The following is a 26,910-nucleotide window of genomic DNA, read 5'->3' on the forward strand; positions in this document are numbered from 1 at the left end:
CATCAGCCGGCCGCGCGCGCGAGGGCCAGCCCGAGAAAGACGGCCAAGATCGAGCCCAAAACGCTCAGAAGCACATAGGAAACCGCCTGAACTGTCGCCTGCCGCTCCCAGAGGAGCGCAATGTCGAGCGAAAAGGCGGAGAATGTCGTGAAGCCGCCGAGGATGCCCGTGACGAGGAAAAGCCGCACATCGTCCGAAGTCCCCGCACGACGCGCGAGCCAGCCGGTTGCGATGCCGATCAAGAACGAGCCGACGATGTTGATCGCCATCGTGTGCCACGGCATCGCATTGAGGCGCATGGACGCCATATTCACCAGATGCCGGGCCGTGGAGCCCAGCGCGCCACCGAGCGCGACAAGGAGAACGCCCTGCATCGCTCAGTGCTCTTCCTGCCGCTCACGCCGCAGCTCGTCCCAGCGATCGAGCCTGCGCCTGATCTCCTTTTCGAACCCGCGCCCGGGCGGGTCGTAGAAGGTCTGGCGCCCCATTTTCTCGGGGAAGTAGTCTTGGCCCGAAAACGCGTCAGGCTGGTCGTGGTCATAGGCGTAGCCGGTGCCGAAGCCTTCTTCCTTCATAAGCTTGGTCGGCGCGTTGAGGATATGCTTGGGTGGCAGAAGAGAGCCGTTCTCCTTGGCCGCACGCGTCGCGGCCTTGTAGGCGACGTAAGCGGCATTCGATTTCGGTGCGGTCGCGAGATAGATGCAGGCCTGCGCCAGCGCCAGTTCGCCCTCGGGCGAGCCGAGATAGTCGTAGGCATCCTTGGCGGCATTGGCGATGACGAGCGCCTGCGGGTCGGCCAGCCCGATATCCTCGACGGCCATGCGCACCAACCGACGCCCGAGATAAAGCGGGTGCTCGCCCGCATCGAGCATGCGGCAGAGATAATAGAGCGCGGCATCGGGGTCGGACCCACGCACCGACTTATGGAGCGCTGAGATCAAGTTGTAGTGGCCGTCCTGACTCTTGTCGTAAACCGGCGCGCGACGCTGAAGCACGCGCTGCAGGCCTTCCGCGTCGAACACCTCGCCGCGCTTCGCGGCGCGCCAAGCTTCCTCGGCCAAGGTCAGCGAGGCTCGGCCGTCGCCGTCGCTCATGCGGACGAGAACCGCGCGTGCTTCCTCATCGAGCGGTAGCAGCCTGCCCTCCTCGGCCTCCGCGCGTTCAAGCAGCTTGAGAATGTCTTCCGGCGCCAGCGAGCGGAAGGAGAGAACGCGGGCGCGCGACAAAAGAGCGGCGTTGAGCTCGAAGGACGGATTCTCCGTCGTCGCGCCCACCAACACCACGGTGCCGTCTTCCATGACGGGGAGAAAGCTATCCTGCTGCGCACGGTTGAAGCGGTGGATCTCGTCCACGAACAACAGCGTCTGCCGCCCCTTGGCGCGGCGAAGGCGGGCGGCCTCGAAGACTTTCTTGAGGTCGGCCACGCCGGAAAAGATCGCCGAGATCTGCTCGAAGGCGAGCGATGTCTCGTTGGCGAGCAGCCGTGCGACGGTCGTCTTACCCGTGCCGGGCGGGCCCCAGAAGATCATGGAGCCGAGCGAGCCCGAGGCGATCAAGCGCGTCAGCACGCCATCCTCCCCCGTCAGATGCTCCTGCCCCACGACCTCGGCGAGCGTGCGCGGGCGCAAGCGGTCCGCGAGCGGACGGTTGCCAACTGGGGCGGGCGCGTCCTTGCCGTCGTCGGAGCCGAAAAGGTCGGCCATCAGAACCGCAGCGTCTGGGTCAGGAGGCGATTGCCGCGCTGGATGGTGAAGCGCCAGCGGCTCGTGTCCGACGAGGCGATCTTGTTGAGCATGTCGGCACTCGTGATCTCACGGCCGTTCACCTCGCGAATGATATCGCGCGGCTGAAAGCCGATCTCGGCGGCCGGCGAGCCTTCGGCCACTTCCGTCACCGTCACGCCCTTGAGACTGTCGGGCATGTTGAGTTTCTGCGCGAGACGCGGCGAGAGCGACGCGATTTTCGTGCCCGAGAACGGGTTCTTGCCACGAATGGCGATCTCGCGGTCACCGCCACCATCGGGCGCGCGTACGAGCGTGACGGCGACCTCACGCTCCTTGTTGCGCGAGAGAACATCCAGCTTGGCTTCCGAACCGATATTCTGCGTGGCCAGACGATAGCCCAGCGCGTCGACGTGCTGGATCGGCTCGCCGTTCATCTTCAGGATCACGTCGCCCGGCTGGATGCCAGCCTTGGCCGCCGGGCCATCGGCGGTAATATCCACCACCAGCGCACCGTAAGGCCGGTCCATGCCGAGCGCTTCCGCAACCTGCGAAGTGACAGGCTCGAACGTGGCACCCACGAAGGGCCGCTCGAAATAGTCCTGCCCCTTCATCGCAGCCGAGGCCACGGCGCGCACGATGTTGGAAGGAATGGCGAAACCGATGCCGATCGAACCGCCCGAGCGGCTGTAGATCGCCGTGTTGATGCCCACCAGCGCACCATCCATGTTGATCAGTGCGCCGCCCGAATTGCCCGGATTGATGGCCGCATCGGTCTGAATGAAGAAACCGAAATCGCCGACGCCGACATGCGTGCGGGCCAATGCCGAAACGATGCCGCTCGTGGTCGTTTGACCCACGCCGAACGGGTTGCCGATGGCGAGAACGAGGTCACCCACTTCGAGCGCTTCGGAGTCGCCCGTCTTGATCGCCGGGAAAGGCTTGTCGCCCTCGATCTTGAGCACGGCGAGATCGAGCGATTCGTCCTGCAGCATCACCTTGCTCGTGAACTCGCGTCCGTCCGAGGTCGCCACCTTGATCTCGTCCGCGTCCTTGACGACGTGGTAGTTGGTGACGATCCAGCCGGCCGGATCGACCAGCACGCCCGAGCCCAGGGAGTTGCTGGCACGCGGCGTCATCTGACGGCCGAAGAATTCCTGGAAGAACGGATCGTCCATGAAGGGTGACCGCGATTTCGGCTTCTGCGTCGCATAAACGTTCACCACCGCCGGCGCGGTCTGGGCGACGAGGGGCGCGAAGGAAAGCTGGATCTGCTGCCGGCTGAAAGGCTGGCGCTTGGAGGGCGCCGGCGCTTCCGTCTGGCCCTTCTGAAGATCGGTCAGCGGGCCCGCCTCCTGCGCCACCGCAGGCGCCACACTGAGCACGGAAGCGAGCAGAAGAATGGAAAGGGTTTTGGTACGATGCATCGGCTCAACCTGCTGCAGGAATCTCAAACAGGCTAACGCCCGAATTGTGCAACAGGCATGGCGAGACTGGCTTGCGCGAGGATGATGAGGGAGGCTTGCGGGGATGTTGGTGAGATAGCCCTCAACACTCCACCACATTGACCGCAAGCCCGCCCTGGCTCGTTTCCTTGTACTTCTCGCTCATATCCATGCCCGTCTGCCGCATGGTCTCGATCGCGGCATCGAGCGGCACGAAGTGCTTTCCGTCGCCTTTCACAGCCAGTGACGCCGCCGTCACGGCCTTCACCGCGCCCAGCGCATTGCGCTCGATGCAGGGCACCTGAACCAGACCGGCGACCGGATCGCAGGTCATGCCGAGATGGTGTTCCAGCGCGATCTCCGCCGCGTTTTCCACCTGCTCCGGCGTGCCGCCCAGAACGGCACACAGCCCCGCGGCCGCCATCGCGGACGCCGAGCCCACCTCGCCCTGACACCCGACCTCCGCGCCCGAGATCGAAGCGTTCGTCTTGATGATGCCGCCGATGGCCGCCGCCGTCAGCAGGAAATCGCGGATCGAGGCCGCATCCGCTTCCGCATGGAAATGCAGCCAGTAGCGCAGAACGGCAGGCACGACGCCCGCAGCCCCATTGGTCGGCGCGGTCACCACGCGGCCGCCGCTGGCGTTCTCTTCGTTCACCGCCATGGCGTAGATCGAGAGCCAGTCATTGGCGAGGAGCGGGTTGGGCCGGTTCGAGCGCCAGTCGTCCTGAAGCTTGTCGTGCAGCGCTCGCGCGCGGCGCCGCACCTTCAGCCCGCCCGGCATGATACCTTCCTGGCTCAGGCCTCGGTCGATGCAGCCGCGCATCGCGCCCCAGATGGCGTCCAGACCGCTGTCGAGCTCTTCACGGCTGATCAGCGTTTCCTCGTTGGCCCGCTTCATCTCGGCGATCGACAACCCGCTGCGCTCGGCCATTGCAAGCATCTGAACGGCATTCGCGAAGGGATAAGGCACCTTCGCGCTCGCCTGCTTCGCGCCGCCCGCCTTCATGCGCTGCAACTCTTCCTCCGACACGACGAAACCGCCGCCGATCGAATAGTAAATGCGCTTGAGCAGCAGCCGGTCGCTCGCGTCGAACGCCGAAAAGCTCATGCCGTTGGCGTGGCCCGGCAAGGACACCCGCTTATCAAGCACGAGATCGGTTGTCGGATCAAATCGATAGCGCGGATGACCGGGCGGCGCGATATGCTTTTCGCGCGCCACCCTTTCGATCGTAGCATCGGACGTGTCGGGGTCCACGCTGATCGGCGTCTCGCCGGTGAGCCCGAGAATCACCGCGCGATCCGTGCCGTGCCCGATGCCGGTGTAGGCCAGCGAGCCGTGCAGGCTGGCGGAGATGCGCTCGACGGTCGCGCCCGCGGGCCTCGGCCAATCGCCGCGCAGGATTTCATCGAGAAATCGAGCAGCTGCCGTCATAGGCCCCATCGTGTGGGAGCTCGACGGCCCGATACCGATCTTGAAGAGGTCGAAAACCGAAAGAAACATGAAACCTGCCTGCGCGGGCGTTTGAACGAAACAAGCCAGAAGCGGGGAAATCATTCTTCTTCCCCGCCGACTCCTTCCGGCTGACCCGCGACATGCGCGGCGCTTCTCTCATATAAGAAGCGCGAGCGGCACAGTGCGAGGCGGCATGCGGACTTTCTTCGACCTTTCCCAATCCGACCTGATTGCGCTGGCCTTTTTCGGGATCGTCTGGGCGCTGTTCAATTATGCCGCCGAAGGCGTGATCTTCCGCCGGCCCTCGCTGACGGTTGCCATGAACCTCCAGCGCATCAACTGGATTTCGACCATGGCGCGGCGCGACCTGCGCATGATCGACACGGCCATCATGCAAGGCCTACAGCAGGGAACGGCGTTTTTCGCGTCGAGTTCGCTGATCGCCGTTGGCGGCTGCTTCGCCCTGCTCGGCACGCCGGACACGCTGATGACGCTTCTGGCCGACCTGCCTTACGCACCCCCACCCTCGCGGCTTCTGTTCGAGCTCAAGGTGATCGGGCTCGTCGTGATTCTGGCCTATGCCTTCTTCAAGTTCGGCTGGGCCTACCGGCTCTTCAACTACTGCTCTATCCTGATCGGTGCCGTGCCCATGGCGGCCGAAACGCGCGAGAATCCCAAGGCGGCCGACCGCGCGGTGCGGCGAGCGGCACGCATGAATATCCTCGCCGCCCGCCATTTCGGAGCTGGCCTACGCGCCGTCTTCTTTTCGGTCGGCTATCTCGGCTGGTTCATCCACGCTTATGCGCTGATGGCGACGACGCTGCTGCTGCTGGCCGTCCTGACCCGCCGCCAGTTCTTCTCAGCCGCGCGCGCGGCCGTCCTCGACGGACTCGAGCCTCATTCCGGCGAGGGCAGAAGGCTCCGCGTCTTCCCCGACAAGCGGTAGGAGATAAGGCCGATCCACTCGCGGATGCCGAGCGTCGTGTTCTGCAGCGAATCGGCAATGTTATCTGCGAAGAAGCCGATGCCCTCTTCGCCTGTGGTGCGGTAGTCCACCGGCCACGGGACGACCGGAAAATCATTGGCGCGGAACAGGCCCACCGAGCGGGGCATGTGGAAGGCGGAAGTCACCAAAAGCCATGTCTCGCCCGGTTTCGGCTCGACCAGCGCCTTGGTGAAGCGCGCATTCTCGTCGGTGTTGCGCGACTTGCCTTCAAGCACCAGCCGCTCGCGCGTGACGCCGAGAGCGGACAGGAAGCGCTCGGCCGTCGTCGCATCCGCCTCGCCTTCCGTGATCAGCGAGCCCGATCCGCCGGAAATGACGATCCGCGCGTCGGGATAGCGCCGCGCCAGCACGGCGGCTTCCACGAAGCGGTCACCGCTGCTGTTCAGTTCATAGCCGCCTCGCGCGAGATTGATCGCACCCTCGAAACCGCCACCCAGCACGACGATGCCCGCGACAGTTTCCGGCGCCGGATCAGGCTTGCGGAAGCGATCTTCCAAAGGATGCAGGATCAAGGCACCGAGATTGCTCCAGCCGGCCAGGATCAGCACGGCAATCGAAACGACCCAGAGCGTCACGCCGCTGCGCCACCAGTTGCCGAGAGCAGCAAGCAGCCCCAGACCGCTCGCGCCGATGGCGAAGTTCAAAGGCTGGATGAAGAAGCCGACGATCTTGGAAAGGACGAAGAACATCGGCTCGTTTTCTTACCACCATTTGGTCGGTTCGAAGCGTCCCGCAGCCTGTTCGATCACCGCTGCCGTCTGGAACAGCGTTTCTTCCTCGAACGGGCGTCCTATCAGCTGGAGCGCCAGCGGCAGGCCGCTGGCGTCGAGGCCTGCGGGCACGGCGATGCCGGGGAGGCCCGCCATGTTCACCGTCACCGTGAAGATGTCGTTGAGGTACATCTTCACCGGGTCCGCGGCCATGTCCTCGTCGGCGATGCCGAAAGCGGCCGAGGGCGTGGCGGGAGTCAGGATCACGTCGATGCCAGACGCGTAGGCTTCCTCGAAGTCACGCTTGATCAGCGTGCGCACCTTCTGCGCCTTGAGGTAATAGGCGTCGTAATAGCCGGCTGAAAGCACATAGGTGCCGATCATGACACGGCGCTTGACCTCGCGGCCGAAGCCTTCGGCGCGGGTCTTCTCATACATATCGACGATGTCCTTGCCCGGCACGCGCAAGCCATAGCGCACGCCGTCATAACGGGCGAGGTTGGACGAAGCTTCGGCAGGCGCCACGATATAGTAGGCCGGCAGCGCGTATTTCGTGTGCGGCAGCGAGATATCGACGATCTCGGCACCAGCTTCCCGCAGCCACGCGATACCTTGGCTCCAAAGCTTTTCGATTTCGTCGGGCATCCCGTCCACGCGGTACTCGCGCGGAATGCCGACCTTCAATCCCTTGATCGGACGGCCGATCGCCGCTTCGTAATCCGGCACGGGCAGATCGACGGATGTGGTGTCCTTCGGATCGACCGAGGCCATCGACTTCAGCAGGATCGCCGCATCGCGCACATCGCGCGCGATCGGTCCTGCCTGGTCGAGCGAGGAAGCGAAGGCGACCGTGCCCCAGCGCGAGCAACGTCCGTAAGTCGGCTTGATGCCGACGGTGCCGGTGAACGCCGCAGGCTGGCGGATCGAGCCGCCGGTGTCGGTCGCGGTGGCACCCGCGCAGAGCCAGCCGGCGACGGCTGCCGCCGAACCACCGGACGAGCCGCCGGGCACCAGCTGCTTGTTGTCGCCGTTAGCGCGGCGCCACGGGTTCACGACCGGGCCGTAAAAGGAGGTCTCGTTGGACGAGCCCATGGCGAACTCGTCCATGTTGAGCTTGCCGAGCATCACCGCGCCATCCGCCCAGAGATTGGCCGTCACGGTCGATTCGTAGCGCGGCTCGAACTTGTCGAGGATGTGGCTCGCAGCCTGCGTGTGCACGCCTTCGGTCGCGAACAGGTCCTTGATGCCGAGCGGAATGCCTTCGAGTACCCCGCCCTCACCCCTGGCGAGCTTGGCATCCGAGGCAGAAGCCATGGCGCGAGCCTTGTCATGGGTGACCGCGACATAGGCATTAAGCGAGGGGTTCGCCCGGTCGATGGCGTCGAGGTACGCGTTCGTCAGTTCGGTTGCCGAAAATTCCTTGCCGCGCAGGCCCGCGCGCGCTTCGGCGATTGTCTTCTTGGTCAGCTCGGTCATGGGTCGATCCGGAAAAAGGCGTGGCGCGCGGGCGGGACGAGTTTACTCGACCACTTTCGGCACGAGAAAGAAGTTGGCGTCCGTTGCCGGGGCGTTGGCGACGATGTCGGCAGCCTTCTCACCGTCCGTCACCTCATCCTGCCGCTCGCGCATCTTCATCGGCGTGACCGAGGTCATCGGCTCGACGCCCGACACATCCACCTCGTCCAACTGCTCGACGAAGCCGAGAATGGCGTTGAGCTCGCCCGTCATGCGGGCGGCATCATCTTCGGTGACAGCAATGCGCGCGAGATGCGCGACGCGCTTGACGGTTTGCAGATCGACGGACATGGGATCTCCCGCGCTCGGGGCTTTCCGGAAAAGGGCTTGAGGGCGCTATACCGGCGCCCCCGCCCCTTCGCAACCGTCGAGCGGCCGACGCCTCAAATCTCGAAGGGCTCCCCCACCTTCGGCACGATCACCTGCGTGTCGGACCCTTCCATCGCATCGACGAACTTGTCGGCGTTCTGGTCGAGCAGCCCGAAGGTCGCATAGTGGCAGGGGATCGCGACATCGAAGCGGAAGAAGCGGCGGCAGGCAAGCGCCGCGACCGCACCACCCATGGTGAAGCGGTCGCCCACTGGCACCAGTCCGATCTTCGGCTCATGCAGTTCCTGGATCAGCGCCATGTCCCCGAAGATGTCGGTGTCGCCGAGATGGTAGAGCGTCGGCGCATTGGCCGAATGCACGATCAAACCGTTCGGATTGCCGAGATAGGTGTTGGTGCCGTCCTCGTTCGAGAAGGAGGATGAATGCAGAGCGTTGACGAAGGTCGTGGTGAATGCGCCGCAATCGACCGTGCCGCCGTGATTGCCCATGTTGAGTTTGTCCTGCGCCACGCCCTTCGCGCCGGCCCAGCCGCAGATCTCGGCATTCGAGACCAGTTGAGCGCCGGTGGCCTTCAGGATGTCGATGGCATCCGCCGTGTGGTCGTTGTGGCCGTGGGTCAGCAGAACATGCGTGACACCCTCTGCAGGACCTTCCCAGCCTTTGCCCCAGAGCGGGTTGTGGGAGAGGAACGGGTCGAACAGGATCACTGCGCCCTCGATTTCGACGCGAAAGGCCGATTGCCCATACCACGTGATCTTCATATGCATCGTCCTTCTGCTGTGCTTTGTGCGCCCGCAGATAGAGGATTCGCCGAAGCGTTCAACGAGGGCCGGCCATGAACATCATCGACGTCGAGACCCTGCCCGACCTGCTTGGAGGCGGTCGCCGGCTGATGGGGCTCGACCTCGGCGAAAAGACCATCGGCGTCGCGGTGTCGGATGCCGGCCTGGCCTTTGCCCATCCGCGCCCGGTGATCGCGCGGGGCAAGTTCACGCGTGATGTGGAAACGCTTATCGCGCTCGCGGCGAAGGAAAACGTCGCGGCCATCGTCATGGGCCTGCCCGTCAACATGGACGGCAGCGAAGGCCCGCGCGCTCAGGCAAGCCGGGCCTTCATCCGCAACGCCGCACGCCTCACCGACCTGCCCTTCGTGCTTTGGGACGAGCGGCTTTCGACGGTGGCCGCCGAGCGCGCGCTGATCTCGATGGATGTCTCGCGCCGCAAACGGGGCGAGCGGATCGACTCTGCCGCCGCCTCATTCATTCTGCAAGGCGTGCTCGACCGGGTTCATGCGTTGAGCGAGGGCCGCATGTGAGATGCGAGACGGCGGCGTGCGCGGAACCAGTCCTGGATCGCGCGGCGTCGGCGGAACGCGATGATGCCGGCCAAGATGAAGCTGTCGAGGACCAGCGCCTTGGCGATCATGCCGGGCAAGAGCTTCGGGTCGATGCCAAGCGCCTTGCCATAAAGCTCGAACACGAGATCATGCACCTGCCGGCTTAGCATGATGTATCCGAAATTGTAGTCGTAATAGCTGAGGAAGTACCAACTCCAGAAGAGGGCGAGCGGCAGTCCCCATAAAGCAAGCAGCCAGCGCATACGCCTTACCCTCTCAGCTCTTGCCCCTCATGAGAATCGTGAAGGCAAGCTTAACTCACAGGGTTAATGTGGAGCGGTCGATGCTGGGCGGCAATTTAAAGACGCCGGTAAGGTTAATTTCAGCGCACCCGAAGCCCGGTTTTCCACCGTCAAAAATGAAAAAGGCCGCGAAGCTCTCACTTCGCGGCCTTTCCTGTTTCGTGTGACGCTGCCGATTACTCGGCAGGCGTCGTCATGTCGGTCAGCATGGCATCCGCTGCTTCCGCACCCGTGTTCTTGCGGCGATCCTCGAGGATGAGGTCGTCGCGCGTGGTCGCGATGCGGCGGATATTGCTCATCTGGCCGCCGGTGCCGGCCGGGATGAGACGGCCGACGATGACGTTTTCCTTGAGGCCCTGCAGCATGTCCATCTTGCCGGCAACCGCAGCCTCGGTGAGGACGCGGGTGGTCTCCTGGAAGGAAGCCGCCGAGATAAAGGACGGCGTCTGCAGCGAGGCCTTGGTGATGCCGAGCAGCACAGGTGTGCCTTCGGCAGGCGCCTTGCCCTCTTCCACCAGACGCTCGTTCACCTCGTCCAGCTCGATCTGGTCGACGTGATCACCCGGAATGTAGGTCGAGTCGCCTTGCGCCGTGATCTCGACCTTCTGCAGCATCTGGCGAACGATCACCTCGATGTGCTTGTCGTTGATCAACACGCCCTGCAATCGGTAGACCTCCTGGATTTCGTTGACGAGGTAGGAAGCCAGAGCCTCCACGCCCTTGATCGCCAGGATGTCGTGCGGTGCCGGGTTGCCGTCGAGGATGTAGTCACCCTTTTCGATGGCGTCGCCGTCCTGAAGATGGAACGGCTTGCCCTTCGGGATCAGGTACTCGACCGGCTCGGCGCCCGCCTCATGCGGCTCGATGATGATGCGGCGCTTGTTCTTGTAGTCGCGGCCGAAGCGGACCGTGCCATCGATCTCGGCGATGATGGCGTGATCCTTCGGACGACGAGCCTCGAACAGTTCCGCCACGCGCGGCAGACCGCCCGTGATGTCCTTGGTCTTGGCCGATTCCATCGGGATACGCGCCAGCACGTCACCGGGCTTGGCGCTGGAGCCGGGCTCCACCGACAGGATCGCCTCCACCGAGAGCATGAAGCGCGCATCGCCGCCCTTGGAGAGCTTCGCGGGCTTGCCGTTCGGCCCCTGGATCACGATCGCAGGCTTGAGATCCACGCCGCGCGGCGTCGAGCGCCAGTCGATGACCTCGCGCTTGGTGATGCCGGTCGACTCGTCCGTCGTTTCCTGAACGGAAATGCCGTCCACGAGATCCTCGAAGGACACGCGGCCTTCCACTTCCGTCATGATCGGGCGGGTATACGGGTCCCACTCGGCGATGCGCTGACCACGGCGAACCTTGTCGCCATCGTCCACGTAGATGCGCGAACCATAGGCAACGCGGTGCGTCGCACGCTCCTTGCCGGACTCGTCCAGGATCAGCGCCGCCATGTTGCGGCCCATGACGACCAGATGGCCGTCCGAGTTGCGCACCACGTTGCGGTTGCGGATCTGCACGGTGCCCTCATACGAGGCTTCCAGGAAGGACTGGTCGGCAACCTGTGCCGCGCCGCCCATGTGGAAGGTACGCATGGTGAGCTGCGTGCCCGGCTCGCCGATCGACTGTGCCGCGATGACGCCGACAGCCTCGCCGATATTGACCGGCGTGCCGCGAGCCAGATCGCGACCGTAGCAGATGGCGCACACGCCGACCTTCACGTCACAGGTGAGAGCCGAACGGATACGGACCGTCTGCACGCCCGCCTTCTCGATCGTGTCCACGTCGCGCTCGTCGATGAGCGTGCCGCCCTTTACGAGCACGTCGCCGGTCGTCGGGTGGAGGATGTCCTCCAGTGCCGTACGGCCAAGAACGCGCTGGCCGATGGAGGCCACCACCTGGCCGGCATCCACGATCGGCTGCATGGTCAGGCCGCGATCGGTGCCGCAATCGGGCGACACGACGATGCAATCCTGCGCCACGTCGACCAGACGGCGGGTCAGGTAGCCCGAGTTCGCGGTCTTCAAGGCGGTGTCGGCCAGACCCTTGCGGGCACCGTGGGTCGAGTTGAAGTACTCGAGCACGGTGAGGCCTTCCTTGAAGTTCGAGATGATCGGCGTCTCGATGATTTCACCCGACGGCTTGGCCATCAGGCCGCGCATGCCGGCGAGCTGACGCATCTGGGTAGGCGAACCACGCGCACCCGAATGCGACATCATGTAGATCGAGTTCATCGGCTTCTGACGGCCGTTATCGTCGAACTCTACGGCCTTGATACGGCCCATCATTTCTTCGGCGACCTTTTCCGAGCACTTGGCCCAGGCATCGACCACCTTGTTGTACTTCTCGCCCTGCGTGATCAGGCCGTCATTGTACTGCTGCTCGTATTCCTTGGTCAGCGCGTCGGTGTCGGCGACGAGCTTGGCCTTGGTCTGCGGAATCAGCATGTCGTCCTTGCCGAACGAGATGCCGGCGAGGCAAGCATGCTTGAAGCCGAGCGCCATGATGCGATCGCAGAAGATCACCGTCTCCTTCTGACCGCAGTGGCGATACACCGTGTCGATCATGCGGGAGATGTTCTTCTTGGTCATCTCCTGGTTCGCGGTCGCGAACGGCACGTTGACGTTCTTGGGCAGAAGCTCGGCCAGGATCATGCGGCCGGGCGTCGTGTCGTAGATGTGCGACTCGAGCTCGCCATCCGCATTCATGGTCTTGAAGCGGCCCTTGATCTTGGCGTGCAGCGTCACGGCCTTGGTTTCCAACGCATGCTGGAGCTCGCCCATGTCGGAGAACACCATGCCCTCGCCCGGCTCGCCCTGATTGACGATGGAGAGGTAGTAGAGGCCCAGAACCATGTCCTGCGACGGCACGATGACCGGTGCGCCGGAAGCCGGATGCAGGATGTTGTTGGTGGACATCATCAGAACGCGGGCTTCGAGCTGCGCCTCGATCGAGAGCGGCACGTGCACGGCCATCTGGTCGCCGTCGAAGTCCGCATTGAAGGCGGTGCAGACGAGCGGGTGCAGCTGGATCGCCTTGCCTTCGATCAGGATCGGCTCGAAGGCCTGGATGCCCAGACGGTGCAGCGTCGGTGCGCGGTTGAGCAGCACGGGGTGCTCACGGATCACCTCGTCCAGGATATCCCAGACCTCGGGACGCTCCTTCTCGACCAGCTTCTTCGCCTGCTTGACGGTGGACGAATAGCCCTTGGCGTCGAGGCGGGCGTAGATGAAGGGCTTGAACAGTTCGAGCGCCATCTTCTTCGGCAGGCCGCACTGGTGCAGCTTGAGCTCTGGGCCCGTCACGATCACCGAACGGCCCGAATAGTCGACGCGCTTGCCGAGCAGGTTCTGACGGAACCGGCCCTGCTTGCCCTTCAGCATGTCGGAGAGCGACTTCAGCGGACGCTTGTTGGCGCCCGTGATGACGCGACCGCGACGGCCGTTGTCGAACAGCGCATCGACCGCTTCCTGAAGCATGCGCTTCTCGTTGCGGATGATGATGCCCGGCGCACGAAGCTCGATCAGGCGCTTCAGGCGGTTGTTGCGATTGATAACACGCCTGTACAAGTCGTTCAGATCAGACGTCGCGAAGCGGCCGCCATCCAGCGGAACCAGCGGGCGCAGGTCCGGCGGGATCACGGGGATGGTCTTCATGATCATCCACTCGGGACGGTTGCCCGATTCCATGAAGTTCTCGACGACCTTCAGGCGCTTGAGCAGCTTCTTCTGCTTCAGCTCCGAGGTGGTCGAGGCGAGCTCCGAACGCAGGTCGCCCGCGATCTTCTCGAGCTCCATGGAGGCGAGCAGGTCGTGGATGGCTTCGGCGCCGATCTTGGCCTCGAAGCTGTCCTCGCCATACTCGTCAACGGCGAGCATGTATTCGTCCTCGGTGAGGAGCTGGTTTTCCTTGAGCGCGGTCAGGCCCGGCTCGGTCACGATGTAGTTCTCGAAATAGAGAACGCGCTCGATGTCCTTGAGGGTCATGTCGAGCAGCGTGCCGATGCGCGAGGGCAGCGACTTCAGGAACCAGATATGGGCGACGGGAGCGGCGAGCTCGATATGGCCCATGCGCTCGCGGCGCACGCGGCTCAGCGTGACTTCCACGCCGCACTTCTCGCAGATGACGCCCTTGTACTTCATGCGCTTGTACTTGCCGCACAGGCACTCGTAGTCCTTGATCGGGCCGAAGATGCGCGCACAGAAAAGACCGTCACGCTCGGGCTTGAACGTGCGGTAGTTGATGGTCTCCGGCTTCTTGATCTCACCGAACGACCAGGACAGGATCTTTTCCGGGCTGGCCAGCGAGATCCTGATTGAATCGAACGTCTGGGCCGGCACCTGGGTGTTACCGAAAAGATTCATGACCTCTTGGTTCATGCCGTTCTCCTTGGTCTGAGGCAGCGGGAATGCCCCGAAATCCGCATTTGTCCGGACACTAGAATCCGAAACGGGCGAAAGAGCGGTTCGCGCCACGCGCAAACCGCCCTTTGCCGGAAAAGTGACCGCCGACCGATGCCGGCGGGAAGCAAGGACGCCTTACTCGGCGGCGTCCTGAAGGTGGCCCGGCGTCTCGTCGAGACGCGCATTCTCGAGCTCCACATTGAGACCGAGCGAGCGCATTTCCTTGACGAGAACGTTGAAGCTCTCAGGAATGCCGGCTTCGAACGAGTCGTCGCCGCGCACGATGGCCTCGTAGACCTTGGTGCGGCCGGCCACGTCGTCCGACTTCACCGTCAGCATCTCCTGCAGCGTGTAGGCGGCACCGTAAGCCTCGAGTGCCCAGACCTCCATCTCGCCGAAGCGCTGGCCACCGAACTGCGCCTTGCCGCCCAGCGGCTGCTGGGTGACGAGCGAGTAGGGTCCGATCGAACGCGCGTGGATCTTGTCGTCCACCAAGTGATGCAGCTTGAGCATATATATGTAGCCCATCGTCACTTTGCGATCGAACGGTTCGCCCGTGCGGCCATCATAAAGCTGCGACTGGCCGCTCGAATGCAGACCCGCCTCTTCCAGCATCTCGTTGATGTTGGCCTCATGCGCACCGTCGAAGACCGGGGTCGCAATCGAAACGCCGCGCTTCATCTGCTCGCTGAGGCGAACGATGCTGTCGTCGTCGAAATCGCGAACCGGCTCGTTGCGGTCGTCGTCGGGGATCAGGTCCTCGAGCGTCGAACGCAGCGGCTTGATGTCGCCCGAAGCGCGGTAGGCTTCGAGCAAATCACCGACCTTGCGGCCCATGCCAGCACAAGCCCAGCCCAGATGCGTCTCGAGGATCTGGCCGACGTTCATGCGCGATGGCACGCCCAGCGGATTGAGCACGATGTCGGCATGCGTTCCGTCTTCGAGGAACGGCATGTCTTCCACCGGCACGATGCGCGAGACCACGCCCTTGTTGCCGTGACGGCCGGCCATCTTGTCGCCCGGCTGCATCTTGCGCTTCACGGCCACGAAGACCTTGACCATCTTCATGACGCCCGGAGGCATCTCGTCGCCGCGCTGGACCTTTTCGACCTTGTCCATGAAGCGCTGCTCGAGAGCACGCTTGCTATCGTCGTACTGGCCACGAAGCGCTTCGAGCTCGCTCTGCGCGCGCTCGTCCTCGACGGCAAACTGCCACCACTGCGAGCGGGGATAATCCGCCAAGAGGTCACGGGTCAGCGAGGTGCCCTTCTTGAAGCCCTTCGGCCCCGCAATGGCTTCCTTGCCGGTCAGCATGTCGACCAGACGCGCATAGACGTTGCGGTCGAGAATCGCCTGTTCGTCGTCACGGTCCTTGGCGAGACGCTCGATTTCCTCGCGCTCGATCGCCATGGCGCGCTCGTCCTTTTCCACGCCGTGGCGGTTGAAGACGCGCACTTCCACGATCGTGCCGAAGGTCCCGGGCGGCATGCGCATGGAGGTGTCACGCACATCCGATGCCTTTTCGCCGAAGATCGCGCGCAGAAGCTTCTCTTCCGGCGTCATCGGGCTTTCGCCCTTCGGCGTGATCTTGCCCACAAGGATGTCGCCCGGCTGCACTTCCGCGCCGATATAGACGATGCCCGCCTCGTCGAGGTTCTTCAGCGCTTCTTCCGACACATTCGGAATGTCGCGCGTGATTTCCTCAGGCCCGAGCTTCGTATCGCGGGCTGCGACCTCGAACTCTTCGATATGGATCGAAGTGAACACGTCGTCGGCCACGATGCGCTCGGAAAGCAGGATCGAGTCCTCGTAGTTGTAGCCGTTCCACGGCATGAACGCGACGAGCACGTTCCGGCCGAGCGCCAGATCGCCGAGATCGGTCGAGGGACCGTCAGCGATGATGTCGCCCTTCGAGATCCGGTCGCCCATCTTCACCAACGGACGCTGGTTGATGCAGGTGGACTGGTTCGAACGCTGGAACTTCATCAGGCGATAGATGTCCACGCCCGACTTGCCGGCTTCGAGGTCCTCGGTCGCACGGATGACGATACGGGTCGCATCGACCTGATCGACGATGCCGGTGCGGCGGGCCGCGATCGCGGCGCCCGAGTCGCGTGCCACGATCGGCTCCATGCCGGTGCCGACGAACGGCGCCTCGGCGCGCACCAGCGGCACGGCCTGACGCTGCATGTTCGAGCCCATCAGCGCGCGGTTGGCGTCGTCGTTCTCGAGGAACGGGATCAAAGCTGCCGCGACCGACACCATCTGCTTCGGCGACACGTCCATCAGATCGACGTTTTCGCGCGGCGTCATCAGAACTTCGCCGGCATTACGGCAGATCACGAACTCGTCCGCGAGCTGGCCGTTGCCGTCGAGCTCGGCGTTCGCCTGAGCCACGAAGTGCTTCGCCTCTTCCATGGCGGAGAGGTAAACCACGTCATCGGTCAGCCTGCCGTTCACGATGCGCCGGTACGGACTTTCGATGAAGCCGTATTTGTTGACGCGCGCGAAGGTGGCGAGCGAGTTGATGAGGCCGATATTCGGGCCTTCCGGCGTTTCGATCGGGCAGATGCGGCCGTAATGGGTCGGGTGCACGTCGCGCACTTCGAAGCCGGCGCGCTCACGCGTCAGACCGCCGGGCCCGAGCGCCGAGAGACGACGCTTGTGCGTGATCTCGGAGAGCGGGTTGGTCTGATCCATGAACTGCGACAGCTGCGAGGAACCGAAGAACTCGCGCACGGCGGCAGCCGCCGGCTTCGCGTTGATCAGGTCCTGCGGCATGACGGTGTCGATCTCGATGGACGACATGCGCTCGCGGATGGCACGCTCCATGCGGAGCAGACCGACGCGATACTGGTTCTCCATCAGCTCGCCCACCGAACGCACGCGGCGGTTGCCGAGATTGTCGATGTCGTCGATCTCGCCCTTGCCGTCGCGCAGCTCGACCAGCGTCTTGACCACCGCGAGGATGTCCTCCTTGCGCAGGACGCGCACGGTGTCCTCGGCGTCGAGTTCGAGACGCATGTTCATCTTCACGCGGCCGACGGCCGAAAGGTCGTAGCGCTCGGCGTCGAAGAACAGCGAGTTGAACATGGCTTCCGCCGTGTCCATCGTCGGCGGCTCGCCCGGACGCATCACGCGATAGATGTCGAAGAGCGCGTCCTGGCGGGACTCGTTCTTGTCGGCCGAAAGCGTGTTGCGGATGTAGGCGCCGACATTGATGTGGTCGATGTCGAGCACTTCGATCTCGTCGAGACCAGCCTCCAGAAGCACCTTCAGCGTCTTCTCGTCGATCTCGTCGCCGGCTTCGAGATAGATCTCGCCGGTCTCGAAGTTGACGGTGTCTTCCGCCAGATATGAACCATACAGATCGTCCTGGGTCGCCTTGATGGCCTTCAGGCCCTTTTCGGCGAGCTGACGTGCCTGGCGAACGGTGATCTTCTTGCCAGCCTCGACCACGATCTCGCCGGTGTCGGCATCGATCATGTCGGAAACGACCTTGAGGCCGCGGAAGCGGTCGGCCGAGAACGGAATGCGCCAGTGGTCGCCGTCACGCTGGTAGGAAATCTTGTTGTAGAAGGTCGACAGGATTTCCTCGCCGTCCATGCCCAGCGCCATCAGGAGCGAGGTCACGGGGATCTTGCGGCGACGGTCGATACGCGCGTGGACGATGTCCTTCGAGTCGAACTCGATGTCGAGCCACGAACCGCGATAAGGGATCACGCGGGCCGCAAAGAGCAGCTTGCCCGACGAGTGCGACTTGCCTTTGTCGTGGTCGAAGAACACGCCCGGCGAACGGTGCATCTGCGAAACGATCACGCGCTCGGTGCCGTTGACGATGAACGTGCCGTTCATGGTCATCAGCGGCATGTCGCCCATGTAGACGTCCTGCTCCTTGATGTCCTTGATGGACTTGGAGCCGGTGTCCGGATCGACATCGAACACGATCAGGCGCAGCGTCACCTTCAAGGGCGCTGCGAAAGTGAGGTCGCGCTGGCGGCACTCGTCAACGTCGAACTTCGGCTGTTCGAACTCGTACTTGACGAATTCGAGCATCGAAGCGCCGGAGAAATCCGAGATCGGGAAAACGGACTTGAAGACCGCGTTGAGGCCTTCGTCCGGGCGCCCGCCCTCGGGTTCCTCCACCATCAGGAACTGGTCGTATGAGGCCTTCTGAACCTCGATGAGGTTCGGCATCTCGGCGACTTCGGGGATCTTTCCGAAGAACTTGCGCACGCGCCTGCGGCCATTGAAAGTCTGCGTCTGGGCCATCGTCGCTCCTTGTCCGCCTCGCCGCTCGCGCTCGGGAAAGCGCGGATCGGGCAAGGCTTTGCCTGCATGCTGAGGCTCGGGATCGGCTCCAAGCCCCTTAACGGTTGAAAACCCGTTTCCGGAAAGCCGCATTTCGGCCCTCTGGAAAGAGGTTCTCGTGGGGATGTCTCTGGAAAGGCAGGGTGGATCGCTCCACCCCGCCCCGCCAAAGCGGTGATTACTTCAGGTCGACCTTGGCGCCAGCACCTTCGAGCTGAGCCTTGATCTTGTCGGCGTCGGCCTTGGAAACAGCTTCCTTGACCGGCTTCGGAGCGCCCTCGACGAGGTCCTTGGCTTCCTTGAGGCCCAGGCCCGTGATCGCACGGACTTCCTTGATAACGTTGATCTTCTGCGCGCCGGCATCCGTGAGGATGACGTCGAACTCGTTCTTCTCTTCAGCCGGAGCAGCGGCAGCGCCACCAGCGGCAGGAGCTGCGACAGCGGCCACGGCAGCGGCGGAAACGCCCCACTTCTCTTCGAGGAGCTTCGAGAGCTCGGCCGCCTCGAGGACGGTCAGAGCGGAGAGGTCTTCAACGATCTTGGCGAGATCAGCCATAAACGTATTCCTTTAGTTGGGTTCGAATGTGAGTTGATGAGAGGAACGGCCTCACGCCGCCTCGTCCTTCCGGGCATAAGCGCCGAACACGCGCGCAAGCTGGCCTGCGGGCGCATTGACGACGGAAGCGATCCGGGTTGCCGGCGTTTGGATCATGCCGACCAGACGGCCACGAAGCTCGTCGAGCGAAGGGAGCGTGGCGAGAGCCTTGACTCCTTCGGCGTCGAGCGAGGTCTTGCCCATCGTTCCGCCGAGGATAACGAGCTTGTCGTTGCCCTTGGCGAAGTCAGAGGCGACCTTCGGTGCCGTGATTGGATCTTCCGAGTAAGCAATCAGCGTCTGTCCGACGAACAGACCCTGCATTGCCTCGGATTCCGTACCCTGAAGAGCGATCTTGGCGAGGCGGTTCTTCGCGACTTTGACGGTGCCACCGGCTGCGCGCATCTTCGTACGAAGATCGTTCATCTGCGCAACCGTGATACCGGCATAGTGGGCCACGACGACTGAACCGGCGTTCTGGAACGCGCCGTTCAGGTCGGTGACAAATTCGCGCTTTTCCGCTTTGTCCACTGCCTGTCTCCAGTTGATGCTCCCATTTGCGGGAGGCATCCGTTGCCTTTTGCCGCGTCTGCTCCGGTTCGGAGCCTGGCGGCGCTCGAGGATCCTGTCCCCTTTCGCCATGAAGTGGTTTGCACCGCCTCACGCAGACAAAAGGCACTCACGGTTCGAACCGCTTATCCCGATTGCTCGGGAAGACGGCCGACCCCGTCTCATGCGGGCCAAGCAATTAAGGCCAGATGGCCACCCACAGTCTCGGACAGGACTAAACCGGAAGAAAACTTCCGGCATCCAGACCCAAGGGCCTGGAATTTCGCTCCGGGCCAATCTTGAGGATCAGCCCGGAGAATTCACTGATCAGGACGCCTGCAGCGTCGTGACGTCGAGCTTGAGGCCCGGGCCCATGGTCGAGGTGAGAGCCACCTTCTTCACATAGACGCCCTTGGCGCCGGCCGGCTTCGCTCTGTTCACCGCGTCAGCGAAGGCGCGGATGTTCTCGGCCAGCGCGTTCTCGTCGAACGAGACCTTGCCGACGCCGGCGTGGATGATGCCGGCCTTCTCGACGCGGAACTCGACGGCACCGCCCTTGGAAGCCTTCACCGCACCCGCGATGTCGGTCGTCACAGTGCCGACCTTCGGGTTCGGCATCATGCCGCGGGGGCCGAGCACCTTACCCAGACGGCCGACGAGCGGCATCATGTCCGGGGTCGCGATGCAGCGGTCGAAGTCGATCTGGCCGCCCTGGACGATCTGCACGAGATCTTCCGCGCCCACGATATCGGCACCAGCCGCGCGGGCCTCTTCGGCCTTCGCATCACGGGCGAAAACAGCCACGCGAACCGTGCGGCCCGTGCCATTCGGCAGGTTGACGACGCCACGGACCATCTGGTCGGCGTGACGGGGATCGACACCGAGATTCATCGCGACTTCGATCGTTTCGTCGAACTTCGCCGAGGCGCGGTCCTTGAGCAGCTTCACGGCCTCGTCGAGAGCGTAAGCCTTGTTTGGGTCGATGCCCTCGCGGGCCTTGGCCACGCGCTTGGAAAGCTTTGCCATCGTCTTAGCCCACCACTTCCAGGCCCATCGAACGGGCGGAGCCCTCGACCATGCGCATCGCTGCGTCCACGTCGTTGGCGTTCAGGTCCTTCATCTTGGCTTCGGCGATCTCACGCACCTTGTCGCGGCTGATCTTGCCGGCACCCACCTTGCCCGGCTCCTTGGAGCCCGACTTCAGGTTGGCGGCCTTCTTCAAGAAGTAGCTCACCGGGGGCGTCTTCATGACGAAGGTGAACGACTTGTCCTGGTAATAGGTGATCACGACGGGGACGGGCGAACCCTTCTCCATCTCCTGGGTCTGCGCGTTGAACGCCTTGCAGAACTCCATGATGTTGATGCCACGCTGACCGAGCGCCGGGCCGATCGGGGGCGACGGCGTCGCCGACCCTGCCGAAACCTGGAGCTTGAGCTGGCCTGCAATCTTCTTTGCCATCTCTCTTCCTGCCTTTGTTGTGCCGATGAAATCGGCGGTTTGCAGTCCGGTGGTGCGGAGCGATCAAAGCCGGCAAAGCTAGACCCATCCTCCCACCGCGTTCGCGAGCCGCTTGCGGCCCGCTTTCAGTGCGCCCGAAGACGCACCGATTGGGTCAGCCCTTGTCGATCAACCTTTATCGACCTGGCCGAATTCCAGATCCACCGGCACCGCGCGGCCGAAGATCGACACCTCGACCTTGAGGCGGGCGCGCTCCTCGTCCACTTCCTGGACGAAGCCGTTGAAGGAGGCGAAGGGGCCATCCGACACGCGCACCTGCTCGCCGATCTCGAAGGTGATCGAGGGCTTGGGACGCTCGACGCCCTCCTGCACCTGATGCAGGATCTGCTGCGCTTCCTTTTCCGTGATCGGCGTCGGCCGGGCGGTATGCCGATCCTCGCCCAGGAAGCCCGTCACGCGGGGCGTGTTCTTCACGAGGCTGATGACCTCGTTGTTCAGATCGGCCTTCAAGAGCACGTAGCCGGGAAAGAACTTGCGCTCGGCATCCACCTTCTTGCCGCGGCGCACTTCCACGACCTTCTCGGTCGGCACCACGATCTGCTCGATGAAGTCCGACAAGCCCTTCTGCTTGGCCTTGTTCTCGATGTCCTCGGCGACCTTCTTTTCGAAGTTCGAATAAGCGTGGACGATGTACCAGCGCGCAGCCATCAATGAGCCTCCAACGATGTCCGCGTTCAGAAACCGATGCCGAGAATAAACTGAACAGCGTAGTGCATCAGCAGATCGGCAACGAAAAAGAAGATCATCGCAACAGCGGCGAACACCAGAACCATCACCGTCGAGATCAGGGTCTCGCGCCGTGAAGGCCATGTGACCTTCGCGGTTTCCGCCCTCACCTGCTGAAGGAAGGTAAAGGGGTTGGTGGTCTTGGATGCCATCGAATGCTCTGTTCCCGCGGCCTGCCGCCGCAGACCAGTTCACACGATGGCTTTTACCGCGCCCCGCCGTCTTGGCCGAATCAAACGCGAATCACGCTTGCTTCATCCATGACAATCGGACGCGGTGACCCAGCTTCCCGGTTCGACGCGTCGTGTTTTCGTAAGTTGTGGCGCATATAAAACCGATTCCCCTCTCGCGCAAGGGCGGAGTGAACAGGTTCTTGCCGAATTATCGCCGCGCTCTAGGCACCGAATGTCCACCCCTCATCTGGCGAGGATGGCAGGGGCAGCAGGGCTCGAACCTGCGACCTGCGGTTTTGGAGACCGCCGCTCTACCAACTGAGCTATACCCCTAGGCGACAGGGAGGCCTCATAGCGCCACTCGGCAGCAAAACGCAAGCGCTCCGTGCGCCTGTCGCACATTTCGCAGCGTCCTTCGGTGCTGGCTTGGCGCCTTCATTGTGATAGCACCGCGTCGAAAGGCATGAACGAACGATGACAGCAGACCCAAAGCCAGAGGATGCCAAGCCCGAGCGGATCCGGCACAAGCGCCATTCGGCCTTCTTTCGCTGGCGCATGCGACGGCGCATCCGGGGCGTGCTGAAAAGCGGCGCGCCGGAATTCGCGCGCTTCCGTGAAAGCCTGTCCGGCGACCTCCCCTCGCCCGGCTCGGACGGCGTGATCCTGGCCGCCTGCAACGACTATTATTACTGGCACTTCGCCGTCACGCTCGTGCTTTCCATGGAAAGGCAGAACGCGAAGCAGAGGCTTCATCTTCACCTCTGCGAGCCCCACGCGCTGACGCTCGACCATATCGCCAAGCTTCAAGCCCGGCTGACTTGTGTCGAACTGAGCTGGACGGCTGATCCGTGCCTGCTCGCCGAGGGCCTGCGCTATCGCACCGTGTACTACGCCTCCTCGCGCTTCCTCATCGCTCCGTTGATCCTGGAGCAGACCGGCGCGCCATTGCTTGCCATCGATGTGGACGGCATCGCTGCAAAGCCTGTCTGGCCGGCATTCGAAGCCGTGCGGCATGATTCCGACGTGGCCCTCATTCAGCGTCCGGACGAAGAAAAGCCGACGATGAAGATTCTGGCCAGCGCAGTCGGCTTCAACCAGACGGAACGCGGCACCGGGTTCGCGCGCGATCTGGGCCAATCGCTCGCAGCGCTCCTTGCCATGCGGCCTGGCTACCATGTCGACCAGATCGCCATCCATTACCTGATGACCGAGCCGAAATATCGCGATCTGCGCATCGCGCCCGTTCCCCAAACACTCTGGGACCACGACTTCGATCCCGATGCGGTGATTTGGACCGCGAAAGGCTGGAGCCGCAAAGAGTCCGGGACATTCCAGCGGGCCAAGCAGGAAGTGGATGCGGCTTTCCCCGATTTGGCTTATCGGGCCGAGCGATGAGCAAACAATCCGATCCGAGCCGCGACGCCAAGACCCTCGACCGCATCGCACGCCGCCACCGTCCCTGGCTCGAAAGCCTGGGCATCCGCTCGAAACCCTGGCTGATCCTCGGCTCCGCACCCGACCCCACTTTGCCGCCCGCGATCTTCGGGACCCATGCGCGCATCGATATCAACAATGTCGGCCGCACCGCGCAGGCACTCGGGCTCGGCCGTGCCGACCTCACGGTGCGGGCGCGCAAGAAGTCGTGGGAGGAGCACGCCCATGTCGATACCAACGGCCTGCTGTGGATGCACACATGGCCGCGTTTCATGATGCGCCTACCGCTGATCGGCAAATCATACGACCATATCGGCAGCGTCATGCCGCTCAAGCGCCCCGAACGTGATCTGATCGTCTCCCACATCGCGGGCGCATCACCGCAATCCATCGGCGACCTCGGCAAGGTCACCAACGGCGTGGCCGCTGCCTGCTACGCGATGTTTCTCGGCGTGCCGCGGATCGTGCTCGCCGGCATCTCGCTGTCCAAGGTCGGCCATTCCTATGACGAGCTCGGCCGCCGCCGGCGGCAGGTGGACGAAGACGCTTTCATTCTGGAGCGCCTGAAGACGCGCGCCGACCTCTTCACCACCGAGCCCGATCTGGCCGAAGACGCCGGCATCAAGCTGTGGGCGCCGAAAGGCTGACAGCCGGCTCGCGGCTCGATATGACCCCGGCTCAGCAATCACGGAATTGACCATGCGCGTTTGGACCGTCAGCGAAGCCAAGGCAGGCACTCTCACCCAGTGCCTCGGCGTCGCGCGCCTGATCGACCCCAAGCCGCGCAAGGTGGTCGTCAAGCGCGAGTTGCCGGCATGGCAGCGCGGGATGCTCTCGCCCTATCGCCGCCTGAAGGTGCCCGAGCCCGATCTCATCATCTCCTGCGGCGGTGTGGCGAACTCGCACGTCCAGGCAATCGTCGCGGCCTGCAAGGTAAAGCCTTTCACGGTTCATCTCGCGACGCCGCAACCGGACTACGAACAGATGTTCGACATGGCTTTCATTTCGCGCCATGACTGGAATGAGACGAAGGCTCGCCGCGCCAACTGGCACGAGATGGTCGGTGTGCCGCACCAGATCAGTCGCGAGATCCTCGACGGTTTTCGTGAGCAGGCGCGCCAGCGCTGGGCGCCCAAGGGCGACAAGGTCGTCACCGTTCTCGCCGGCGGCCCCAACCGCGCTTATCTCTATGACGACGCCACGGTCGATCGTCTGATCGAAACCATCAAAGGGTTCGCAGCCGATGGCTGGACCGTGCTGGCTTCCACCTCCCGCCGCTCCCGCTCCGACCTGCTCGGCCGCCTGCTGGCTCTACGCAGCGAGCGCATCGTCGTTTGGGACCGCGAAGGCGAAAACCCTTATCGCGACTATCTTGCGGCTGCCGACGCATTTCTGGTGACCAAGGACTCGATCACCATGGCCTGCGAAGCGCTCGCCACCGGCCGTCCCACTTACGTCTTCGACCTCGCCAAGAACCCGGGCCCCCGTCTCGACAAGTTCGAATGGTTCCACCGCGACATGAGCGAGACGCTACGGCTGACGCGGCCCTTCGAGGGCATGCTCGATGCCTATCCGTACCAGCCGCCCCATGAATCTCAGCGCGTCGCTGAAACGATCATGGCAGAGATCGCCAAGCGCCGCCCCGATCTCGTGAAGCGCGCAGCCGCGACCGCGGAAGCACGGAAAGCGGAAAATGCAGCCAAGCAAGCCGATGAAGGCCATTCCGGTATTGCCGCGACCTACGACACGACATTCGCCCATCACCGCAAATGGCTGGAAGAACACAAGCTTCTCGGCCGGCCCTGGTTCTTTCTCGGCTCGGCCCCCGACCCGACGATCCCAGCGAAGCTCGCCGACAATACCGTCTATGCCTATATCAAATTCGCCGGTCGCTCCGCGCGCATGCATGGCCTGCCGCCTGCCGACATCACGCTGCTGACGCGCTGGAAAGAACTTCAGCAGGCCGCCAATCTCGATCTCAAGCTGATCCTGCGTCTGCGCCCCGATGTGAACTGGCGTGGACGCATCAATCGCGCGCTGGGCCGCGCCGGTATAGCGGAAAGCCAACTCACCAGCCGCGAGCGCGACGATTACGTCGTCAAAACGCTCGGCTCGCTCTTCAGCGGCGTCGGCAGCGAGAAGCGTCCATCGAACGGTGTGGGCATGATCTGCTTCGCCCTCGCCCACGGCATCGAACAGGTCGTCATCGCCGGCCTGTCATTCGATGTCTCGGGCCACGAATATGAGCGCTCGACCGCACCCCGCCGGCACGCCGCGGAGGATCGCGCGGCCCTTTCCGTCATGGCTCAGCGCTACCCCGGCGTTTCGACGACGGAGCCAAGCGTCCACGAAGCGACCGGTCTGCCCCTCTACTCAGCCTCCTGACCACAGCCCGTCATAGAGCGGCAGGCCGGTGATCCGGTGCAGGTTTTCTTCGGTTGTCGAAACGAACGGATAGAGTGCCGCAATCTGTTGCAGCGCAGCACGGTCCTCTGCAACGTGCCGACGCTTCTTGCCGACAGCGTTGTAATCATGCCCGTTCGTTTCCAGCGACATCCCGGCAATGATGATCTGTGGCACGCCGAGTGCCAAAGCATAAGCGAGGAGCGAGATGCCGTTGGAAGGACGCTTTTCCTCACCGATCCCGGTGAAGAGCGAGCCAAGCGTGCGGATCACGAACTGATCCCTTTCCATCCGATGCAACTCAGCCTGACTGGACCAGCGCCAGCCGCTGAGACGCTTGAGTTTCGCGCTCAGGGGAAAGGTACGGCCCATCATGAGAGTGCTGCGGGTCTTCAAACCCGCAATCTGCTTCGGTTCGGTCTTGGTAAGAAGCAGCGTCAGGTCCGCGTCGGGCAGCCCACGCCTTTTCGCCGAGTGGCCGGCATATTTGACGTAAATGTAAGCGGTATTTTCCGGCAGATGGTCGGGTATGGCGGGGCCCGGCGCGGAACCCAGGACAAACCAGGGCCGACCCAACAGACCTCGTGCGCCGGCCCAGTTGCGATGAAATTCCAATGTCCGCATCCAATCGCGATCGGTCTCCGAGAAGGCGGAGCCTGCGAGGGAGAAGGGTGACGCGACGCTTGCCGACTTCGCCATGAGCTGCCTGGAAATTTCTGGGTAACTCTTTGGGTAGAGGAATTAGATTCCACGCGCACCAATTTCAGAACAGCACGACCATCACGTTTACTTAACGCCGGGAAATAAAAAAGGGCGGGTCCGTGAAGACCCGCCCTTTGATCTGAAGCTTGGAAAAGCTTACTCGACGATGGCTGCGACGATGCCCGCACCCACCGTGCGGCCACCCTCACGAATAGCGAAGCGCAGCTTCTCTTCCATCGCCACCGGCACGATCAGTTCCACGTCCACCGTCACATTG

General features: G+C 63.2%; 24 protein-coding genes and 1 tRNA gene. 5 read left to right on the forward strand and 20 right to left on the reverse strand.

The features are described from left to right. Positions 1-2: 2 nt before the first annotated feature. From crcB to NGM99_RS14245, 4 genes are all read right to left on the reverse strand, one after another. Positions 3-374 (reverse strand): fluoride efflux transporter CrcB, encoded by a 372-nt coding sequence (gene crcB / locus NGM99_RS14230; RefSeq protein WP_252819984.1) that lies wholly within the window; start codon positions 372-374, stop codon positions 3-5. A gap of 3 nt (positions 375-377) precedes the next feature. Next, positions 378-1,703: a replication-associated recombination protein A gene (locus NGM99_RS14235; protein WP_252819986.1), complete on the reverse strand. Its 1,326-nt coding sequence runs from the start codon at positions 1,701-1,703 to the stop codon at positions 378-380. Further along, a complete protein-coding gene (locus tag NGM99_RS14240) occupies positions 1,703-3,148 on the reverse strand; it encodes a DegQ family serine endoprotease (protein ID WP_252819988.1) in 1,446 nt (481 codons plus the stop codon). The genes NGM99_RS14235 and NGM99_RS14240 overlap by 1 nt, the downstream gene beginning before the upstream one ends. A gap of 121 nt (positions 3,149-3,269) precedes the next feature. Continuing rightward, positions 3,270-4,670 (reverse strand): L-serine ammonia-lyase, encoded by a 1,401-nt coding sequence (locus NGM99_RS14245; RefSeq protein WP_252819990.1) that lies wholly within the window; start codon positions 4,668-4,670, stop codon positions 3,270-3,272. Between the two features lie 145 nt (positions 4,671-4,815). On the opposite strand from NGM99_RS14245, the gene NGM99_RS14250 reads away from it, so the two are divergent. Next, positions 4,816-5,568 (forward strand): DUF599 domain-containing protein, encoded by a 753-nt coding sequence (locus NGM99_RS14250; protein ID WP_252819992.1) that lies wholly within the window; start codon positions 4,816-4,818, stop codon positions 5,566-5,568. Here the strand turns inward: NGM99_RS14250 and NGM99_RS14255 are convergent. The 4 genes from NGM99_RS14255 to NGM99_RS14270 all read right to left on the reverse strand — a co-directional run bounded on the left by NGM99_RS14255 (position 5,520) and on the right by NGM99_RS14270 (position 8,944). After that, positions 5,520-6,317: a YdcF family protein gene (locus tag NGM99_RS14255; protein WP_252819994.1), complete on the reverse strand. Its 798-nt coding sequence runs from the start codon at positions 6,315-6,317 to the stop codon at positions 5,520-5,522. The two genes, NGM99_RS14250 and NGM99_RS14255, sit on opposite strands and share 49 nt — an antisense overlap. 12 nt (positions 6,318-6,329) lie before the next feature. Further along, complete coding sequence (gatA, locus tag NGM99_RS14260) at positions 6,330-7,814, reverse strand: Asp-tRNA(Asn)/Glu-tRNA(Gln) amidotransferase subunit GatA (protein ID WP_252819996.1); 1,485 nt, start codon at positions 7,812-7,814, stop codon at positions 6,330-6,332. 42 nt (positions 7,815-7,856) lie between these two features. After that, positions 7,857-8,144, reverse strand: coding sequence for an Asp-tRNA(Asn)/Glu-tRNA(Gln) amidotransferase subunit GatC (gatC, locus tag NGM99_RS14265; RefSeq protein ID WP_252819998.1), 288 nt, complete (start codon positions 8,142-8,144; stop codon positions 7,857-7,859). 92 nt (positions 8,145-8,236) lie between these two features. Further along, positions 8,237-8,944, reverse strand: a complete 708-nt coding sequence (locus NGM99_RS14270) for a metal-dependent hydrolase (protein WP_252820000.1) — start codon at positions 8,942-8,944, stop codon at positions 8,237-8,239. Positions 8,945-9,018: 74 nt separating this feature from the next. Between NGM99_RS14270 and ruvX the strand changes: the two genes are divergently transcribed. Further along, complete coding sequence (ruvX, locus tag NGM99_RS14275; protein ID WP_252820003.1) at positions 9,019-9,498, forward strand: Holliday junction resolvase RuvX; 480 nt, start codon at positions 9,019-9,021, stop codon at positions 9,496-9,498. Here the strand turns inward: ruvX and NGM99_RS14280 are convergent. The 10 genes from NGM99_RS14280 to NGM99_RS14325 form a co-directional block, all read right to left on the reverse strand. Continuing rightward, positions 9,471-9,782: a DUF6105 family protein gene (locus tag NGM99_RS14280; RefSeq protein WP_252820005.1), complete on the reverse strand. Its 312-nt coding sequence runs from the start codon at positions 9,780-9,782 to the stop codon at positions 9,471-9,473. The two genes, ruvX and NGM99_RS14280, sit on opposite strands and share 28 nt — an antisense overlap. A 215-nt stretch (positions 9,783-9,997) precedes the next feature. Further along, positions 9,998-14,197, reverse strand: a complete 4,200-nt coding sequence (rpoC, locus tag NGM99_RS14285; protein ID WP_252820007.1) for a DNA-directed RNA polymerase subunit beta' — start codon at positions 14,195-14,197, stop codon at positions 9,998-10,000. 159 nt (positions 14,198-14,356) lie between these two features. After that, positions 14,357-18,493, reverse strand: a complete 4,137-nt coding sequence (gene rpoB, locus NGM99_RS14290) for a DNA-directed RNA polymerase subunit beta (protein WP_252820009.1) — start codon at positions 18,491-18,493, stop codon at positions 14,357-14,359. A gap of 217 nt (positions 18,494-18,710) precedes the next feature. Continuing rightward, entirely contained in the window at positions 18,711-19,088 is a 378-nt protein-coding gene (gene rplL, locus NGM99_RS14295; protein ID WP_252820011.1) for a 50S ribosomal protein L7/L12, read from the reverse strand. Between the two features lie 51 nt (positions 19,089-19,139). Beyond that, a complete protein-coding gene (rplJ, locus tag NGM99_RS14300) occupies positions 19,140-19,658 on the reverse strand; it encodes a 50S ribosomal protein L10 (protein WP_252820077.1) in 519 nt (172 codons plus the stop codon). Positions 19,659-20,003: 345 nt separating this feature from the next. Next, positions 20,004-20,702 carry a 50S ribosomal protein L1 gene (gene rplA, locus NGM99_RS14305; protein WP_252820013.1) on the reverse strand — a complete coding sequence of 233 codons (699 nt, stop codon included), beginning with the start codon at positions 20,700-20,702 and terminating at the stop codon, positions 20,004-20,006. A 4-nt stretch (positions 20,703-20,706) separates the two neighbouring features. Beyond that, on the reverse strand, positions 20,707-21,135 hold the full coding sequence (gene rplK, locus NGM99_RS14310; protein WP_252820015.1) for a 50S ribosomal protein L11: 429 nt from the start codon (positions 21,133-21,135) through the stop codon (positions 20,707-20,709). Positions 21,136-21,303: 168 nt separating this feature from the next. Continuing rightward, positions 21,304-21,843: a transcription termination/antitermination protein NusG gene (nusG, locus tag NGM99_RS14315; RefSeq protein ID WP_252820017.1), complete on the reverse strand. Its 540-nt coding sequence runs from the start codon at positions 21,841-21,843 to the stop codon at positions 21,304-21,306. Between the two features lie 26 nt (positions 21,844-21,869). Continuing rightward, entirely contained in the window at positions 21,870-22,073 is a 204-nt protein-coding gene (gene secE, locus NGM99_RS14320; RefSeq protein WP_252820019.1) for a preprotein translocase subunit SecE, read from the reverse strand. Between the two features lie 278 nt (positions 22,074-22,351). After that, positions 22,352-22,427 (reverse strand) — tRNA-Trp (locus NGM99_RS14325). A 141-nt stretch (positions 22,428-22,568) separates the two neighbouring features. On the opposite strand from NGM99_RS14325, the gene NGM99_RS14330 reads away from it, so the two are divergent. Genes NGM99_RS14330 through NGM99_RS14340 form a run of 3 tightly spaced genes read left to right on the forward strand, consistent with a single transcriptional unit; the run spans position 22,569 to position 25,913 of the window. After that, the gene (locus NGM99_RS14330; protein ID WP_252820021.1) at positions 22,569-23,489 is read left to right on the forward strand and encodes a hypothetical protein; all 921 of its coding nucleotides are present in this window, start codon (positions 22,569-22,571) and stop codon (positions 23,487-23,489) included. Beyond that, positions 23,486-24,175 (forward strand): hypothetical protein, encoded by a 690-nt coding sequence (locus NGM99_RS14335; protein WP_252820023.1) that lies wholly within the window; start codon positions 23,486-23,488, stop codon positions 24,173-24,175. Before NGM99_RS14330 ends, NGM99_RS14335 begins: the two co-directional genes overlap by 4 nt. Positions 24,176-24,227: 52 nt before the next feature. Further along, a complete protein-coding gene (locus NGM99_RS14340) occupies positions 24,228-25,913 on the forward strand; it encodes a mitochondrial fission ELM1 family protein (protein ID WP_252820025.1) in 1,686 nt (561 codons plus the stop codon). Here NGM99_RS14340 and NGM99_RS14345 read toward each other — a convergent pair. Next, the gene (locus NGM99_RS14345; protein ID WP_252820027.1) at positions 25,902-26,630 is read right to left on the reverse strand and encodes a hypothetical protein; all 729 of its coding nucleotides are present in this window, start codon (positions 26,628-26,630) and stop codon (positions 25,902-25,904) included. The genes NGM99_RS14340 and NGM99_RS14345 overlap by 12 nt on opposite strands. A gap of 159 nt (positions 26,631-26,789) precedes the next feature. Then, positions 26,790-26,910 (reverse strand): EF-Tu C-terminal domain-related protein (locus NGM99_RS14350; RefSeq protein ID WP_493594239.1); only part of this gene is annotated, 121 nt, incomplete at its 5' end.

Source organism: Mesorhizobium liriopis (assembly GCF_024053505.1).
In the GTDB taxonomy this organism is placed as follows: Bacteria; Pseudomonadota; Alphaproteobacteria; order Rhizobiales; family Rhizobiaceae; genus Mesorhizobium_B; species Mesorhizobium_B liriopis.